Origin of the sequence: Pseudomonas fluorescens (genome assembly GCF_000967965.1) — a bacterium.
In the GTDB taxonomy this organism is placed as follows: domain Bacteria; phylum Pseudomonadota; class Gammaproteobacteria; order Pseudomonadales; family Pseudomonadaceae; genus Aquipseudomonas; species Aquipseudomonas grandcourensis.
In genome coordinates, this window is the sequence record NZ_LACC01000022.1 from 182,526 (window position 1) to 199,283 (window position 16,758).

The 16,758-nt window shown below is 60.8% G+C and carries 17 protein-coding genes; 10 read left to right on the top strand and 7 right to left on the bottom strand.

Annotated elements, in window-relative coordinates; translation table 11 throughout:
- Positions 1-78: 78 nt before the first annotated feature.
- From VC35_RS17760 to VC35_RS17775, 4 genes are all read left to right on the top strand, one after another.
- Positions 79-855: an IclR family transcriptional regulator gene (locus tag VC35_RS17760; protein WP_046041732.1), complete on the top strand. Its 777-nt coding sequence runs from the start codon at positions 79-81 to the stop codon at positions 853-855.
- Positions 856-1,016: 161 nt separating this feature from the next.
- Positions 1,017-2,072, top strand: a complete 1,056-nt coding sequence (locus tag VC35_RS17765) for a Gfo/Idh/MocA family protein (protein WP_046041733.1) — start codon at positions 1,017-1,019, stop codon at positions 2,070-2,072.
- A gap of 2 nt (positions 2,073-2,074) precedes the next feature.
- Positions 2,075-2,890 carry a sugar phosphate isomerase/epimerase family protein gene (locus VC35_RS17770; protein WP_046041734.1) on the top strand — a complete coding sequence of 272 codons (816 nt, stop codon included), beginning with the start codon at positions 2,075-2,077 and terminating at the stop codon, positions 2,888-2,890.
- A gap of 109 nt (positions 2,891-2,999) precedes the next feature.
- Positions 3,000-3,878 (top strand): DMT family transporter, encoded by an 879-nt coding sequence (locus VC35_RS17775; RefSeq protein WP_046041735.1) that lies wholly within the window; start codon positions 3,000-3,002, stop codon positions 3,876-3,878.
- A gap of 63 nt (positions 3,879-3,941) precedes the next feature.
- Here the strand turns inward: VC35_RS17775 and VC35_RS17780 are convergent, their stop codons facing one another.
- Positions 3,942-5,279, bottom strand: a complete 1,338-nt coding sequence (locus VC35_RS17780; protein ID WP_046041736.1) for an MFS transporter — start codon at positions 5,277-5,279, stop codon at positions 3,942-3,944.
- Positions 5,280-5,549: 270 nt separating this feature from the next.
- Between VC35_RS17780 and quiC the strand changes: the two genes are divergently transcribed.
- Together quiC and VC35_RS17790 are read left to right on the top strand one after the other, a co-directional pair.
- Positions 5,550-7,451, top strand: coding sequence for a 3-dehydroshikimate dehydratase QuiC (quiC, locus tag VC35_RS17785; protein ID WP_046041737.1), 1,902 nt, complete (start codon positions 5,550-5,552; stop codon positions 7,449-7,451).
- Positions 7,452-7,553: 102 nt separating this feature from the next.
- Positions 7,554-8,231 carry a TetR/AcrR family transcriptional regulator gene (locus VC35_RS17790; RefSeq protein WP_046041738.1) on the top strand — a complete coding sequence of 226 codons (678 nt, stop codon included), beginning with the start codon at positions 7,554-7,556 and terminating at the stop codon, positions 8,229-8,231.
- A 36-nt stretch (positions 8,232-8,267) separates the two neighbouring features.
- Here VC35_RS17790 and VC35_RS17795 read toward each other — a convergent pair whose 3' ends face one another.
- The 3 genes from VC35_RS17795 to VC35_RS17805 all read right to left on the bottom strand — a co-directional run bounded on the left by VC35_RS17795 (position 8,268) and on the right by VC35_RS17805 (position 10,620).
- Entirely contained in the window at positions 8,268-9,122 is an 855-nt protein-coding gene (locus VC35_RS17795) for a shikimate dehydrogenase (RefSeq protein ID WP_046041835.1), read from the bottom strand.
- Positions 9,119-9,568, bottom strand: a complete 450-nt coding sequence (gene aroQ / locus VC35_RS17800) for a type II 3-dehydroquinate dehydratase (protein WP_046041739.1) — start codon at positions 9,566-9,568, stop codon at positions 9,119-9,121. Before aroQ ends, VC35_RS17795 begins: the two co-directional genes overlap by 4 nt.
- A gap of 140 nt (positions 9,569-9,708) precedes the next feature.
- Entirely contained in the window at positions 9,709-10,620 is a 912-nt protein-coding gene (locus VC35_RS17805) for a LysR family transcriptional regulator (protein WP_046041740.1), read from the bottom strand.
- A gap of 226 nt (positions 10,621-10,846) precedes the next feature.
- Between VC35_RS17805 and VC35_RS17810 the strand changes: the two genes are divergently transcribed.
- Together VC35_RS17810 and VC35_RS17815 are read left to right on the top strand one after the other, a co-directional pair.
- The gene (locus tag VC35_RS17810; RefSeq protein WP_046041741.1) at positions 10,847-11,275 is read left to right on the top strand and encodes a hypothetical protein; all 429 of its coding nucleotides are present in this window, start codon (positions 10,847-10,849) and stop codon (positions 11,273-11,275) included.
- The gene (locus tag VC35_RS17815) at positions 11,272-11,718 is read left to right on the top strand and encodes a DUF2442 domain-containing protein (RefSeq protein ID WP_046041742.1); all 447 of its coding nucleotides are present in this window, start codon (positions 11,272-11,274) and stop codon (positions 11,716-11,718) included. The genes VC35_RS17810 and VC35_RS17815 overlap by 4 nt, the downstream gene beginning before the upstream one ends.
- 54 nt (positions 11,719-11,772) lie before the next feature.
- Here VC35_RS17815 and trmA read toward each other — a convergent pair whose 3' ends face one another.
- Complete coding sequence (gene trmA / locus VC35_RS17820; protein ID WP_046041743.1) at positions 11,773-12,852, bottom strand: tRNA (uridine(54)-C5)-methyltransferase TrmA; 1,080 nt, start codon at positions 12,850-12,852, stop codon at positions 11,773-11,775.
- On the bottom strand, positions 12,849-14,144 hold the full coding sequence (locus VC35_RS17825) for an NCS2 family permease (RefSeq protein WP_046041744.1): 1,296 nt from the start codon (positions 14,142-14,144) through the stop codon (positions 12,849-12,851). The genes trmA and VC35_RS17825 overlap by 4 nt, the downstream gene beginning before the upstream one ends.
- 222 nt (positions 14,145-14,366) lie before the next feature.
- On the opposite strand from VC35_RS17825, the gene VC35_RS17830 reads away from it, so the two are divergent.
- Together VC35_RS17830 and VC35_RS17835 are read left to right on the top strand one after the other, a co-directional pair.
- Complete coding sequence (locus VC35_RS17830) at positions 14,367-14,813, top strand: DUF4879 domain-containing protein (RefSeq protein WP_046041836.1); 447 nt, start codon at positions 14,367-14,369, stop codon at positions 14,811-14,813.
- A gap of 68 nt (positions 14,814-14,881) precedes the next feature.
- Entirely contained in the window at positions 14,882-15,433 is a 552-nt protein-coding gene (locus VC35_RS17835; RefSeq protein ID WP_046041745.1) for a DJ-1 family glyoxalase III, read from the top strand.
- Between the two features lie 12 nt (positions 15,434-15,445).
- On the opposite strand, the gene VC35_RS17840 is transcribed toward VC35_RS17835, so the two are convergent.
- Complete coding sequence (locus VC35_RS17840; RefSeq protein ID WP_046041746.1) at positions 15,446-16,696, bottom strand: MFS transporter; 1,251 nt, start codon at positions 16,694-16,696, stop codon at positions 15,446-15,448.
- Between the last annotated feature and the right edge of the window lie 62 nt (positions 16,697-16,758).

Here is a 16,758-nt window from a genome sequence, read left to right on the forward strand (position 1 = left end):
TTATCGAACGGTCAGTTCCAGATTTCGCATTCGTGCGGTTGTCTTTTAGAATCGAGCAAATTTTGCGTGGAAGCGACCATGGCCGGCAGTCAGATCGAACGTGTTTTCAGTGTGCTCGAAAGCCTCACCAGCGATCCCCGTGGTCTGCCGATGCAGACCCTGGCGGAGCAACTGGACATCCCCAAGAGCGCGACCCATCGCCTGCTGGCCGAGCTGATCCGCCTCGGTTATGTGCGGCAGAATCCGGATAATTTGCGTTATCACCTCTCGACCAAACTGGTGGCGATGGGCTTCCGTTACCTGTCGAGCAGCGGTGCCGACATCGTGCAGCCGGTGCTTGACCGCCTGGCGCAGGAAACCGGCGAACTGGTACGTCTCGGGGTGATCGACGGTGAGCGTCAGACCTGGATTGCCAAGTCCCAGGGCGCGCGTTCCGGTCTGCGTTACGACCCGGATATGGGCCGCGATGCGCCGTTGTTCTACACAGCCTCGGGGCATGCGTGGCTGGCGTGCATGAGCGATGCCGAGGCCTTGTCGCTGGTGGAACGGCAGGGCGCGCAGGTGCCGGAACATGTGGGACCGAACGCGCCGCGCTCGAACATCGAATTGCTCGAACGCCTGCGTCTGGCGCGGGAGCAGGGTTACGCCTGGGTCGAGGAGAGCTCGGCGGTCGGCACTTCGGCGATTGCGGCAGTGGTGCGCCATCTCGCCGATGGACGGGTGATCGGCGTGCTCAGCATCGCCGGACCGAGTGCACGGATGCCGGGGGCGCGGCTGCATGAGCTGGCGCCGTTGTTGCTGGCATATACCGAGGAGTTGTCGGCGGCAAGTTTGGCGTCGGAGTTGTTTGCTTAAGACCCTCGCAAAAAAACCTCTGTAGGAGCGAGCTCTATGTACAGCTTGAGAAGCTGTGCGCTGTTCGAACACTTTCAGGACAGGTCTGTGTAAGAATCTGGAACCAGGTTCTAAATTATTGGAATTCATCGCTCCAATAACACTCACAAGAGGACCGTATCTTGAATTCGCCACTTCGCATCGCCCTGATCGGTGCTGGCAACATGGGCCAGCAGCACTACCAACATCTGCAATCCCTGACTGAAGCGACGTTGTGCGCCGTGGCCGATCCCGGACCGCAGGCGGCCAGTCTTGCGGCGCAATGGGGCGTAGCCTGTTTCGCCGATCATCGTCAGATGCTGGAGCAGGCGAAGCCAGACGCTGTCATCGTCGCCAACCCGAACACGCAGCACGTCAGCACGGCCCTCGATTGCCTCGCGGCCGGCGTGCCGGTACTGCTGGAAAAACCGGTTGGCGTGCACCTGGATGAAGCCAGGGAGCTGGTGGCTGCCTCGAAGGCCAGTGGCGTTCCGGTACTGGTCGGACATCACCGTCGGCACAACCCGCTGATCGCCCGCGCCCACGAACTTGTCCACAGCGGCGCACTGGGTCGGTTGACCACGGTCACAGCGCTCTGGCAGTTGCGCAAGCCCGACAGCTATTTCGAAACACCCTGGCGCCGCGAGGCCGGTGCGGGGATGTTGTTGACCAACCTGATCCACGACCTCGATCTGCTGCGGCACTTATGCGGTGAAGTGCGTCAGGTGCAGGCCATCACCAGCAATGCCATTCGCGGGTTTGCCAATGAGGATTGCGCGGCGGTGTTGCTGCAATTCGACAACGGCACACTGGGCAGCCTGACCGGCTCCGATGCGGTGGCCGCGCCCTGGAGCTGGGAGCTGGATTCGGGGGAGAACCCGGTGTATCCGCGCCATCCTGATCAACCGTGTTACTTGCTGGCCGGAACGGGTGGGGCGCTGAGCATTCCGCAGCTTAAACGCTGGCACTACAACGAAGTCGATGGCGGCTGGCATCAACCGTTGCTGGCAACCCAGGAAAGCTTCAGTGCCGATGAAGCCCTGCGTTTGCAGTTGCAGCACTTCGTGCGCGTTGCGCGCCGGGAGGTCGAGCCGCTGGTGAGTGCCGCCGATGCCGCGCGTACGTTAGCGCTGATCGAAGCCATCCGCGAAGCTACCGAAACCGGGCGTGCCTGCGCGCCATCCTTGATCGAGGGTTGAGCATGAGCGAGCGTATCTTCTCCCTGGCCAGCCTGACCGTGCTGGAGTTGTCACCACCTGACATGGTCGAGGTCGCCGCGCGGGCCGGTTACAGCCATGTCGGCTTGCGTCTGGTGCCGGCGACCCCGGAGGAGCACCATTTTGCCCTGGTGGCCGACCACGAATTGCGGCGCCAGACCCTGGCGCGTCTGCGCGATACCGGTATTCGGGTGCTGGACGTCGAAATCCTGCGGCTCAAGCCGGAAACCGTCGTAGCCGAGTTCGAAAAGATCCTCGCGGTGGGTGCCGAGTTCGGCGCCAGTGAGTTGCTGGTGGCCGGCAACGATCCGGACGAACAGCGGCTGACGCAGCGTTTTGCCGAGCTCTGTGATCTGGCGGCAGCCTATGGGCTGCACCCGCACCTGGAGTTCATGCCTTGGACCGATGCGCGCAATCTTCAACAAGCCACGCGTATCGTGGAAAACGCCGGGCGTGAAAACGGCGGCGTATTGGTCGACGCCTTTCACTTCGACCGCTCTGGATCGCGGCTGGAAGATCTGGCCAAAGTTGCCCCCTCACGGTTACGGTATGCACAGTTGTGTGACGTCGCAGGACCTCGGCCGGCCGATATGGCGGAGATCTTGCGCCAGGCGCGTAACGAACGGCGTTTCCCCGGCGATGGCGATTGTGACCTGCCGGGGTTGTTGCGCGGTTTGCCGGCTGACATTCCGTTGAGCCTGGAGATTCCCACCGTGCAGTTGCTGGAGCAGGGCGTGAGTGGACTGGATCGGGCGCAGATGGCGCTGGATAAAACCCGGGAGTTGTTGGCGCGGCTGTAATCGGTGCGGCGCACCTGTCTCGGGCAAGCCATGCTCCCACAGGTTCTATGCTGGCTGAGTGGAAGCGTGGTTTGCCCGTGATGCTTTTGATTTCAAGTAAGGAAACCCCATGACCGTCAGCACCCCGCTTTCCGGCGTCAATCAGCCCTTCAAAGGGATCCTGCTGATCGTTGTCGCAACCTTCCTGTTTTCCAGCCACGACGCCTTTTCCAAATACCTCTCCGGTTTCTATCCCATTGTCATGGTGGTCTGGGCGCGCTACGTGGTTCACACCTTGTTGATGGCCGGGATTTTCCTGCCGCAGTCCGGGCTGCGGGTGCTGCGTACCAAACGGCCATTGCTGCAGGTGATCCGGGCGCTGTGCCTGTTGGGCACCAGTCTGTTTTTCACCACGGGGCTGATGTACATCCCGCTGGCCGAGGCCACGTCGGTCAACTTCCTCGCTCCGGTACTGGTCACCGCGCTGTCGGTACCGCTGCTGGGCGAGCGGGTGACGCGGGGGCAATGGCTGGCAGTGATTTTCGGTTTTAGCGGGGTGCTGATCATCGTTCACCCCGGGGGTGATCTGTTTACCCCGGCGGTGTTGCTGCCGTTCTGCTCGGCGCTGTTTTTCTGCTTCTATCAACTGCTGACGCGCAAGCTCAGCGAGATTGACAGCCCGACCACCAGCAACTTTTTCGCAGGCTTGTGCAACACGCTGGTGATGAGTGCGCTGGTGCCGTTCTTCTGGCAGACGCCGAACCTGGTGCATGGCGCGATGATGCTGGCGCTGGGGGCCTGCGGGATGACGGCTCACCTATTCCTGACCCAGGCGTTCCGCCTCGCGGCACCGGCACTGCTGGCGCCGTTCAGCTATTGCCAGATCATCTTCGCCGGTCTCTTGGGCTGGCTGCTGTTTTCCCACACGCCGACACTGACCACCGTGCTCGGCATTGCCGTGATCTGCTGCAGCGGGTTGGTGGCCGCGTGGCAACAAAGCCGCCGCTAAGCTGCGGTAAAACGCAGGCAAAAAAAAGCGCAGACCCGAGATCGGGCCTGCGTCGAGGGAACATCAGTCTTCTATTTTCGGAATCTTGCGCGGTGCCATGAAGTACATCCAGGTCAGCGCAATGAAGTACATCGCCGGAATCATGGTGAACAGCACGGTGTAGTTGTTGTTGGTGACGGTCAGGATGTGGCCGACCAACTGGGTCATGAACATCCCGCCAATCGCCGCACACATGCCGCCGAAACCGAACACCGTACTCATCATGTGCTTGGGCGTGTAGTCCATTACCAGGCTCCAGATGTTCGCGGTCCAGGCCTGGTGCGCACCGATGGCCAGGGAGATGGCGGCCACCGCGACCCACAGGTTGCTGGAGCCGGCCGCCATGATCACGCCGATGATGCAGCAGGCGAACAGGAACATGGACATCAGTCGCGCCTTGATCGGGTTGACGCCGCGACCGATCAGGAACGAGGAAAGGATGCCGCCACCAACGCTACCGAAGTCGGCAGTGAGGTAGATGATGATCAGCGGGATACCCATCTGGGTGACGTTGATGCCCAGGTTGTATTGCTGGTTGAGGAACGGCGGCAGCCAGTACAGGTAGAACCAGAACACAGGCGCCGTCATCGAGTAGGCGAGGGCGAAGGCCCAGGTGCCGCGCATGCGCAGGATTTTCGAGAACGGCACGCGGGTTTGTTCCGGTTCGACTTCGTTCTGGATGTAGTCCAGTTCCGACTGTTTGACGCTCGGGTGGTCTTCCGGATTGAAGTACTTCAGGCCCCAGAACAGCAACCAGATCCCGCCCAGTGCCGACATGCACAGGAACGCGGCCTGCCAGCCCCAGACGTGCAGGATCAGTGGCAGTAGCATGGGGGTGAACATCGCACCAACGTTGGTGCCGGCGTTGAAAATGCCGGTGGCCACGGCGCGCTCGCCGGCCGGGAACCACAGGCGGGTGGTTTTCACGCAAGCCGGATAGTTCGCTGCTTCGGTGAGGCCGAGGATGAAGCGGCAAACCATGAAACCGACCGCCGAAGTGGCCAGGCCGTGGGCACCGGTCGCCAGGCTCCAGAGCAGCACCGCGCAGAAGAACACGCGCTTGACGCCGACCCGGTCGATCAAGCGGCCTTGCAGCACGAAGCCGATGGCGTAGCCGACCTGGAACCAGAAGTTGATGTTGGCGTAGTCCATCGCCGTCCAGCTCATCTCCTTGGCCAGGATAGGCTGCATCACGCCCAGGGCGGCGCGGTCGATGTAGTTAAGGGTAGTGGCGAAAAACACCAGTGCCAGCATGCCCCAACGGGTTTTGCCGACTGCCATGGCGCCGCGGATTTTGTTGCCGATGCCACCGGCAGTGACGTTCATGGCCGGAGCCATGCGTGAGCTTTGGGAAGGAATCATGTGTACCACCCGTTTTTTTGAATTTGTTATTTGGTGTTTTGGACATCGCGGCCGGTGCTGCGTGTCCGGACTTAATGTGAGGACGATGTTGGGCAGTGGACAAAAAATCGTCAATTCGCCAATCACCATTTTGTTCGATAATCGAACACAAAACTAACTGGGTAGTACACTTTAAATTGCTCAATGCATCGCCCAGCTCAATAATCCGCTCACTCTTTTAAAAGCGGCGCAAATTCCCTGTAGCCGAAGCCTCCACCGGGAGCCGAAAACATGCAGCGTTCCATTGCCACCGTATCCTTGAGCGGTACCCTGCCGGAAAAGCTCGAAGCCATTGCCGCCGCCGGGTTCGACGGCGTCGAGATTTTCGAGAACGACCTTCTCTACTACGACGGTAGTCCGCGGGAAATTAAACAGATGTGCGCCGATCTCGGGATCGCCATCACCCTGTTTCAACCGTTCCGCGATTTCGAAGGTTGCCGCCGCGATCGCCTGTCGCGCAACCTGGAACGTGCCGAGCGCAAGTTCGACCTGATGCAGGAGCTGGGCACTGACCTGGTGCTGGTGTGCAGCAATGCCTCGGCCGAGTCCATCGGTGATGAACAGATTCTGGTCGACGACTTGCGACTGCTGGCTGAGCACGCCGGGGCACGCGGCCTGCGCATCGGTTACGAAGCGCTGGCCTGGGGCCGGCATGTGAACACCTGGCAACAGGTGTGGAACATCGTGCGTCAGGCCGATCACCCAAGCCTCGGCGTGTTGCTGGACAGCTTTCACACCTTGTCGCTCAAGGGCGATCCAAGCGCTATCGCCGAGATTCCAGGCGACAAGATTTTCTTCGTGCAAATGGCTGACGCGCCGATCCTGGCCATGGACGTGCTGGAGTGGAGCCGGCATTTTCGCTGCTTCCCGGGCCAGGGTGAATTCGACTTGCCGGGGTTCCTCGCGCCGATCATCAAGAGCGGCTACACCGGGCCGCTGTCGCTGGAGATCTTCAACGACGGTTTCCGCGCCGCACCGCCACGGGCCAACGCCGCCGACGGCTTACGTTCGTTGCTGTACCTGGAAGAGAAAACCCGCGAGCGTCTGGCGCAGGAGGCCACGCCTGCGGCCAACTCCGAGATTCTGTTCGAAACGCCCAAGGCCAGTGAGTACAACGGCATCGAGTTCCTGGAGTTTGCCGTGGACGAAAGCCTCGGCGCCAAGCTCGCCCATTGGCTGGAGCGACTGGGCTTCGTCAAGGCCGGGCAGCATCGCTCCAAGAGCGTCAGTCTGATGCGCCAAGGCGATATCAACCTGATCCTCAACTCCGAGCCTTACTCGTTCGGCCACAGCTTTTTCGAAGCCCACGGCCCTTCGTTGTGCGCTACCGCCGTGCGGGTCAAGGACAGCGCCAGCGCGCTGGCCCGCGCCGTGGCCTACAAGGGCCAGCCCTATCGCGGGCTGGTGGGCCCCAATGAACTGGAACTGGCGGCGGTGCGTGCGCCGGATGGCAGCCTGATCTATCTGGTGGACCAGGATGCCGACGTCTACGGCACCGACTTCAATCTGCTGGCGGATGCGCCGGTCAGCGGTGGCCTCAAGCGCATCGACCACATGGCCATGGCGCTGCCGGCCGACAGCCTCGACAGTTGGGTACTGTTCTATAAGAGCCTGCTGGATTTCGAGGCGGACGATGAAGTCGTGCTGCCGGATCCTTATGGCCTGGTGAAGAGCCGTGCCTTGCGCAGTCGCGACAGTTCGATCCGCCTGCCACTGAACATTTCCGAGAACCGCAACACCGCGATCTCACATGCGCTGTCGAGTTATCGCGGTTCCGGTGTGCATCACATCGCGTTTGATTGTGATGACATCTTTGCCCAGGTCAGCCGTGCAAAAGAGGCGGGCGTGCCGCTGTTGGATATCCCGCTCAACTACTACGATGACCTGGCGGCGCGGTTCGATTTCGACGACGAGTTCCTCAGCGAACTGGCCTACTACAATGTGTTGTACGACCGCGATGCTCAGGGCGGTGAGCTGTTTCATGTGTACACCGAGCCGTTCGAGGGGCGATTCTTCTTCGAGATCATCCAGCGTAAAAACGGTTATGCCGGCTACGGCGCGGCCAACGTCGCGGTGCGCCTGGCGGCCATGGCCAAATCCCGTAGCGGCGCATTGCGCCAGGCGAAGTTGTAGGAAATTCGTAAACGCGGGATTAAACGTGGGCCGCGCGGCTTCCTTCGCCGTGCCGCGCAGCCCATAATCGCCAGCCTGTGCAGTGATGGCCGTGAGCCCGCAATGACAATGACTTCAGAACTCCCCGCAGCCTCCGTAGAACCTGGTATCGAGCCGCGCAAGAGTCGCAAGAACAACCCGGAAAAGACCCGCGAAAACATCCTGCAGGAGGCGATCGTCGAGTTCGTCCAACAGGGGCTTTCCGGGGCGCGCGTCGATGCCATCGCCGAGCGCATCCACACCTCCAAGCGCATGATCTATTACTACTTCGGCAGTAAGGAGCAGCTCTACGTCGAGGTGCTGGAGAAACTCTACGGCGATATCCGCAACACCGAAAATCGCCTGCACCTGGCGGAACTGGCGCCGGTCGAAGCCATTCGGCGGCTGGTGGAGTTCACCTTCGATCACCATGATCGCAACGTGGATTTTGTGCGCATCGTCAGTATCGAGAACATTCACAACGCCGAGTACGTGAAGCGCTCCGATGCGATCAAGGCGATGAACAACACTATCCTCGATTCACTGGGCGAGATTCTGCGCCGCGGCGCCGAGCAAGGGCTGTTCCGTACCGGTCTTGATCCGCTGGATGTGCATCTGCTGATCAGTTCGTTCTGCTTCTATCGCGTCTCGAACCGCCACACCTTTGGTGAGATTTTTCAGATCGACCTGCCGGATGAATGCATCAAGCAGCGTCATCGGGAGATGATTTGCGAGTCGGTTCTGCGGTACCTGCAAGCCTGAGGCGTGGTGAGGGGGTTGCCCCCTCACCTCAGTCATTCAGTCATTCATGCTCTGGAAATGTTCAAGCATCCGCTGGGCATCCGGCACCACGCCGCTGAACAACTCGAACGCCTTCACCGCCTGAAACACCGCCATGTTGCCGCCGTCCAGCGTCCGGCAACCGAGGGCGCGGGCGTTGCGCAGCAGTTCGGTTTCCAGCGGGAAGTAGACGATCTCCGCTACCCACAGTTCGGCCCGCAGCAGCTCCACCGGCACTGGCATGCCTGGCAGCTTTTTCATACCCATCGGCGTGGTGTTCACCAGGCCGTCAGCTTGGGCCATGGCGTTGGGCAGGTCATACCCGGCCACCGCTCGAGCGACGCCGAAATGCTGATTGAGATTGTCAGCCAGATCCTGGGCGCGGCGGATGTCCACGTCAAAAATGCTTAGCTGTTGTACGCCTTCGCTCAACAACGCGTGGGCCACCGCTGCACCTGCGCCGCCGGCGCCCATTTGTACGACACGTTCAACGGCAACGCCCTTCAAGCCCCGGCGAAAACCCTCGGCAAAGCCCAGGCAATCGGTGTTGTGGCCGATGCGTTTGCCATCCTTGAGCACCACCGTGTTGACCGCACCAATACCGCGGGCCTCCGGCGAGAGTTCGTCGAGCAGCGGGATGATCGCTTGCTTGCATGGAAAGGTGATGTTCAGCCCGGTGTAGTTCATGCGCTCGGCAGCCATCAACAGGTCGGGCAGGGCGTTGCTGTCGAGCTTCAACTGATCAAGATCGATCAGGCGATAGAGGTAGCGCAGTCCCTGGGCATCGCCTTCATGCTCGTGCATGGCTGGTGTGCGGGAAGCCTGGATGCCGGCGCCAATCAGCCCGGCCAGTATCACGTGGGTCTGAGTCACGGCGAGCACCCCTTCAAACGATGACTGAAGTGTTCCAGCGCCAGGCGATAGCCATGACTGCCAAAACCGGCCATCACCGCCGTTGCAATGGCGGATACGAACGAGTGGTGGCGGAAGGGCTCGCGGGCGTGCACGTTGGACAGGTGGACTTCGATCACCGGCAGTTCGCTGGCGACCAGGGCGTCGCGGATGGCGACCGAGGTATGAGTCCACGCGGCAGGATTGATGACGATCCCGGCGCAGCGACCGCGGGCGGCGTGAATCCAGTCGAGCAATTCGCCTTCATGGTTGGTCTGGCGAAACTCCACTGCCAGGCCAAATTCTTCGGCGCTACGTGCGCACAGGGTCGAAATGTCTGCCAGGGTTTCGTGGCCGTAAGTCGCCGGTTCACGGGTGCCGAGCAGGTTCAGGTTCGGGCCGTTGAGCACCAGAACGATAGGGGACATCGGAATCTCTCCACTTATTATTTTTGGAATCGGCCGAGGATCCCGGCCTGTGGAGATAAATTGTACTAACTAGTTAATTTGGTCAATTGGAGTGAAGGCACGCTGACGGGTTGTGGGCGGTGATCGGACACTTTCGGTGTTCAGCGCGGCAAATGCTCCACCAGAAAATCAATGAACGCCCTCAAGCGTAGCGGTACATGGCGACTTTGCGGGTACAGCAAGGTAAACGGCCGGGAGCGCCCGCCATAGGGCTTGAGCACTTCCACCAGCGAGCCGTCGGCCAGTTCCTTTTCCACGATAAAACGATAGGTCTGAAACAACCCCGCCCCGTGTTTGGCCAAGGTGACACCGCCCAGTACATCGTCGGAACAACTGAGGCTGCCCTCGGCGAGAATTTCCCGGGGTACGCCTTCATCGTTGAACAACCAGGCAATACGCCGGCCGCTGCTGGGCAATTCGTACTGAATGCACTCGTGGTTTTCGAGGTCGTCGAGGGTTTGCGGAGTGCCGGCCCGTTTCAGGTAGTCGGGGCTGGCGATCATCACCAGGGCAGCATCTTCCAACGGGCGGGCGATCAGGCCGGAATCCGGGATGGCTCGCACGCGAATCGCCATGTCGTAGCCTTCGCCGACGAAATCGATGTTGCGATTGCTGATGTGCGACTCGACCTTCACCGCCGGATAGCGCGCCCGAAATTCGGGCAACAAAGGCAGGATTCGATGATGCGCGTAGGTGGTCGGAATACTGATGCGCAAGGTGCCGGACGGCACTTGCTGCTGGCCCATCACCTCGCGCTGGGCCTCGATCAGTTGCGCCAGGGCCAGGCGGCACTCCTCGTAATAGCGACGACCACTGTCGGTCAGCTTCACGCTGCGGGTGGTGCGCGCAAACAGACGCACGCCCAGGCGCTCCTCCATGCGCGACACCGAACGGCTCACGGCAGCTGGGGTGACACCCGCCACCAGCGCCGCGGCAGTAAAACTGCCGGCCTCGGCGGCCAGGCAAAACAGCTCAATGCTGCCCAACTGAAGATCTTCGAATTGTCGCTGCATGATTGATTACACCGGGGATCAGATGAAGTACCTGGATTAGTATTTATCAGGTGCCAGCGCCGTAATGAAAGGATTCCTTACCATTGCGCGCGGTGTTCCGCAGGGCTGGGTAACGGCAGGACACTAGTCTGAGGACGGAAGAAGTGATTCGACGGCCATTGCCAACGGTCGGATTTTCCAGAGAATGTCGAATCCTCGGATTCATTAACCTAACGGATGGGTTAGCATGAAGGTATGCAATTACAAAGGACTGTCGGTAGTGATCATGTTGCGAGACGAGCATTGTCCGCCTCATGCGCATGTGGAGGCCGGTACGTGGAGTGCGAGATTCAGGTTCTGCTTTTGGCACAACGGTGTCGAGCTCTGGGATGTAGTTCCGCTTTCGCGTCGGCCACCGTTGGCGGTGCTTGAGGGATTGCGCCAATCGCTCCAGCAACCTGCCCATTTGCGGCGCGCCCGGGGCATCTGGTGGCGAAAGTTACAAACGGCCTGTCTTGATAATCAATTGTGGGACTGGCAAAGCAACGAAGTCGTTGTGGTGAAAAGGGTTGTCAGTACCACCAACATGATTGGATCGGCTTGCTACGAACCCGAATCGAACAAGACGTTGCTGTCCCTGATAGGCACACAGGAAGGTGTGGAGATCGAGTTATGAAAACGATAAAAGCCAAGGTTCAGGCCGATAATCCCGTAACGGAAAGTAGCCTGGACAAAGCCATTGAACGTGGCGAATTACGTAGAAAAAATAGCCTGCAGGCGACAGCGGTTACCTACCAGCCCCCCTGCCTGGCTGTCAGCTTCGAAGACGGCAGCGGCGTATTGTTGCCCGTGGCCAACTATCCGGAGTTCGATGATTTTGAGGGCGGGGACTTCGCCAGTCTGACTGTCGGCTATGCGGGTACTGCCCTATGCCATGAAGGCAAGGACCTGCATGTATCCATCGCCGGGATGATTTCTGCGAGCAAGTCGCTGATGGCCATGGCGGCCTCGGTCGTCGCTTCGCGCAATGGTCGTCAGAGCAGCGCCGCAAAGTCTGAAGCCGCGCGGGCCAACGGCAGGAAAGGCGGGCGCCCGCGCAAGGTCGATGTTGTCTTGTAAACGCCCACAAAAAAGCCGTCGTGAAGACGGCTTTTTTGTGCCTGGCAGGCGCCATCAACGCCGGGTCAGCATCACCCCGGATTCCATGTGATGGGTCCACGGGAACTGGTCGAACATTGCGCATCGGGAGATGCGGTGGGTGTCGTGCAGTTGGGCGATGTTGGCCGCCAGGGTCTCCGGGTTGCAGGAGATGTACAGGATGTTGTCGAAGCGCCGGGTCAGCTCGCAGGTGTCCGGGTCCATGCCGGCGCGGGGCGGGTCGACGAACACGCTGCCGAACTCGTAGCTCTTGAGGTCGATGCCGTGCAGGCGCCGGAACGGACGCACTTCGTTCAGGGCTTCGGTCAGCTCTTCGGCGGACAAACGCACCAGGGTGACGTTATCCACTGCGTTTTCGCTGAGGTTGCTCAAGGCCGCGTTGACCGAAGTCTTGCTGATTTCGGTGGCCAGCACCTTGCGCACGCGGGTGGCGAGCGGCAGGGTGAAGTTGCCGTTGCCGCAATACAGCTCCAGCAAATCATCGGAGCGATCGCCAAGCGCATCGTATGCCCAGTTGAGCATCTTCTGGTTCACCGTGCCGTTGGGCTGGGTGAACGCGCCTTCGGGCTGGCGATAGCTGAAGGTGCGGCCGCCGACTTCCAGCTTCTCGACCACGTAATCGTGACCGATGACTTCGCGTTTGCCCTTGGAGCGGCCGATGATGCTGACGTTCAAGTCGGCCGCGAGTTTCGACGCCGCCGCATGCCAGTGCTCGTCCAGCGGGCGGTGATAGCACAGGGTGATCATCGCATCGCCGGCCAGAGTGGTCAGGAACTCCACCTGGAACAGCTTGTGGCTCAGGGGCGCACTCGCTTGCCAGGCTGCCTTCAGCTGCGGCATCAACTGATTGATGCGCAGGCTGGCAATCGGGAATTCTTCGATCAGGATTGGCGTGCGTTTGTCTTCCTGGGAAAACATCGCGTAGTGACGCTCGCCGGCCTCGCGCCACAGGCGGAACTCGGCGCGCAGGCGGAAGTTTTTCAGCGGCGAATCGAAAACGGCTGGCTCCGATGCATCGAACGGGGCCAGCAGGTCACGCAGACGCGTGACCTTTTCTTCGAGCTGAACGGCATAGGCCTGGGAATCAAAAGTCATGCGTTGAACCAACCCAGCTTGATCACGAACAGAATCGACAGGATCACCAGCGCCGGGTTCAGCTCACGGCCGCGACCGGACATCAGCTTGATGGCGGTCCAGGAAATGAAACCGAAGGCGATGCCATTGGCGATGGAGTAAGTGAACGGCATTGCCAGCGCGGTGATCACCACAGGCGCGGCGACTGTAATGTCGTCCCAGTCTATTTCGGCCAGGCCGGATGTCATCAGCACGGCGACGAACAGCAGTGCCGGTGCAGTGGCGAAGGCCGGAACGCTGGCGGCCAGTGGCGAGAAGAACAGCGCCAGCAAGAACAGGATCGCCACCACGACGGCGGTCAGGCCGGTGCGGCCGCCGGCACTCACGCCAGCAGCAGATTCGATGTAGCTGGTGGTGGTCGAGGTGCCCAGCAGGGAACCGGCCATGGCGGCGGTGCTGTCGGCGATCAGCGCGCGGCCCATTTTCGGCATATGGCCGTCTTTGCCCATCAGGCCGGCGCGCTTGGCCACGCCGATCAGGGTGCCGGAGTTGTCGAACAGGTCGACGAACAGGAAGGCGAAGATCACGCTGACCAGACCGATGTCCAGTGCGCCTTTGATGTCCAGTTGCAGGAAGGTCGGGGCGAGGGACGGCGGCATCGACATCACGCCGCCGAACGGGGTGAAGCCCATGACGATCGAAACGATGGTCACCACCAGAATGCCGATCAGCACCGCGCCGCGCACGGCAAGGGCTTCGAGGGCGACGATCAGGGCAAAACCGAGGGTGGCGAGGATCGGAGCCGGTTGTTTCAGGTCACCGAGGCCGACCATGGTCGCCGGGTTGCTGACCACGATACCGGCGTTGTGCAGGGCGATCAGTGCCAGGAACAAGCCGATGCCGGCGGCAATCGCCGAGCGCAGCGGCAGCGGGATGCTGTTGATGATCCATTCACGGATGCGGAAGATCGACAGCAGGAAGAAGCACACCGCCGAGATGAACACCGCACCCAGCGCCACTTGCCAGGTATGGCCCATGTGCAGGACCACGGTGTAGGTGAAGAAGGCGTTCAGGCCCATGCCCGGCGCGAGGGCGATCGGGTAGTTGGCGATCAGGCCCATGGTCGTCGAGCCGATGGCGGCAGCCAGGCAGGTGGCGACGAACACCGCGCCCTTGTCCATGCCGGTTTCGCCGAGGATGCTCGGGTTGACGAATAGAATGTAGGCCATGGCCAAAAAGGTCGTGACGCCCGCCAGAATCTCGGTCCGCACGTTGGTGTTGTGTGCCTTGAGTTGAAACAGCCTTTCCAGCATGTCTGCTCCCCGTGGCGCGCCGGGCGCCGTGAATGTATCGACCTCAACAGCAAAGCACAGGCAGCAGAACGCGCCTGGAAATTACTGTGGGCCGGAAAAAGCCGCGCATCATACCAGTAGCTTGGGAATATGGCTGCTTTGGCGGTGATCGTCGTCGAAGTTTTGCGACAAAGCCAAGTGCGCCATACTGCGCGCTGGTTTTCTGGGGTGGATGGGTCCTGCATGAAAAAGCGTCTGGTTGCCGTCTTCGGAGTATGGATGGCGTTGTTTCTCGGGGCTCAAGTGGCCGTGGCGGCCTCTGCTGCGCCGCTGACGCAATTGAAAGTGCTCAAGGTCGCGTCGCCGTCCTGTGGTGTCGAAAACATCGACGAAGGGCAAACCCGGACGCGCTGCGATCACAATGGCCCGAACATCATGGTGTACGTGCTGGAAGTGGGTTACGGGCGTGAGGCCCATGTTGCCCTCGACGGTTTCGAAGTGAACGGCACACGGACACCGGTCTGCGCGTTCAAGAACGGCAACCTGACCAGTTGCACCCCCGGGGAAAAAACCGTCGGCTATTTGTATGCCCTCGATCTGGCGGGCAAACAGGAAGGCACGCTGACCTTCAGCAATACCTCGATCAACGCGCCCGGTAACACGATGTCGACGCAGCTTTACATCAAGTAACCACAGGTCTCGAACAAGGGTCGGGAAAGCTGACTACGCTTAAAAGATCATTCCGTGGACAGTCCCTGATGACCTTTAGAGCCTTGATTGCCCTCGCCGAGGGCACCGATGACCTGCAAACCGTCACCCTGATCGACGTACTGCGTCGCGCCAAAGTAGAAGTGGTGGTGGCCAGTATCGAAGGGAGACGCATGCTCACCTGCGCTCGCGGCACTCGCCTGACGTCCGATGCGATGCTGGTGGACTTGCTGGCGCAACCCTTCGACCTGATTGCCTTGCCCGGTGGTGCGGTGGGTTCGCAGCACCTGTCAGCCCACCAGCCTCTGCAACAATTGATCAAGGATCAGGCAGCGGCCGGTCGCCTGTTCGCCGCCATCGCCGAAGCGCCCGCCGTGGCGCTGCAAGCCTTTGGCGTATTGCGTCAAAGGCGCATGACCTGCCTGCCCTCGGCCAGCCATCAACTGTCGGGTTGTACCTTCGTCGATCAACCGGTTGTGGTCGATGGCAACTGCATCACGGCCCAAGGCTCAGGCGCGGCTTTGGCGTTTGCCCTGGCGCTGGTGGAGCAACTCTGCGGTAAAGCCACTCGCATGGCAGTGGCGGGGGAGTTGCTCGTTTAGGTTTAGAGAGTGTCAGACTTTCGCCTCTTCCTTCTCGTCATCTTTAGCCACGTGCATACGATCGCGGCTGGCCAGAGTCGGGAACAGTTTGACCCACACCCCGGTCACCACCAGCGTGCCGATCCCGCCCATGACCACGGCGGGCACGGTGCCGAACCAGTGGGCAGTCAGGCCCGATTCGAATTCGCCCAACTGATTCGAAGCACCGATGAACAGACCATTCACGGCGCTGACCCGGCCACGCATTTCGTCCGGGGTTTCCAGTTGTACGAAAGATGCGCGAATCACCATGCTGATCATGTCTGCCGCGCCCAACACCACCAACACCGCCAGGGAAAACCAGAACGAGGTCGACAGGCCGAAGGCGATGGTTGCCACGCCGAAGATGCCTACGGCGGTGAACATCACCCGCCCGACGTTGCACTCCACGGCAAAGCGCGCCAGGAACAGCGACATCAGTAGCGCGCCCACCGCCGGTGCCGAGCGCAGCAGGCCCAGCCCCCACGGGCCGGTCAGCAGAATGTCCTTGGCGAACACCGGCAGCAGCGCCGTGGCGCCACCCAATAGCACCGCGAACAGATCGAGGGAGATCGCCCCGAGAATGTCCGGACGACTGCGGATGAAGCGAATGCCCGCCAGCAGCGAATCCAGAGTGGCCTTGCCCTTGTTCAACGGGGTTTGCCGGGCCGGTAGGTTGAGCATCAGCGAACAGGCGATGACATACAAAAGCACCGTCGGGCCATACACCCAGACGCTGCCGAAGGCGTAGAGCAAACCACCGAGGGCCGGGGCGACGATGGTTGCCGATTGCTGGGCCGATTGCGCGGCGGCCACTGCGCGGGGAAACAACGCGCTCGGCACGATACTGGGCAGCAGGGCCTGGGTGGTGGGCATTTCAAAGGAGCGAGCGGCACCGAGCAGGAAGGCCAGGATAAAGATCAATTCCCGGGTGACATGGTCGGTGGCGCTGCCGATGGCCAGCGACAGGGCGATCAATGCCTGCAGGGACTGGCAGATCGCAGCGACCTTGCGCCGGTCATAGCGGTCGGCGACGTGCCCGGTGTGCAGCATGAACAGCACGCGCGGGGCGAACTCGACCAGGCCGACCAGCCCCAGGTCGAGCACGTTGCCGGTCAGTTGGTACAGGTTCCAACCGATGGCCACGGTGAGCATCTGGAAGCCGCTGGCGGTAAATACCCGGGCCAGCCAGAACGCGAGAAAAGGGCGATGGTGACGTAACAGCAAGGGCTCTTGGCTGGGCATCTGCGGGAAAATCTGGGGAGAGGGGAACGACGAGATTATCACCAACCTGTAACAGAAAGTTG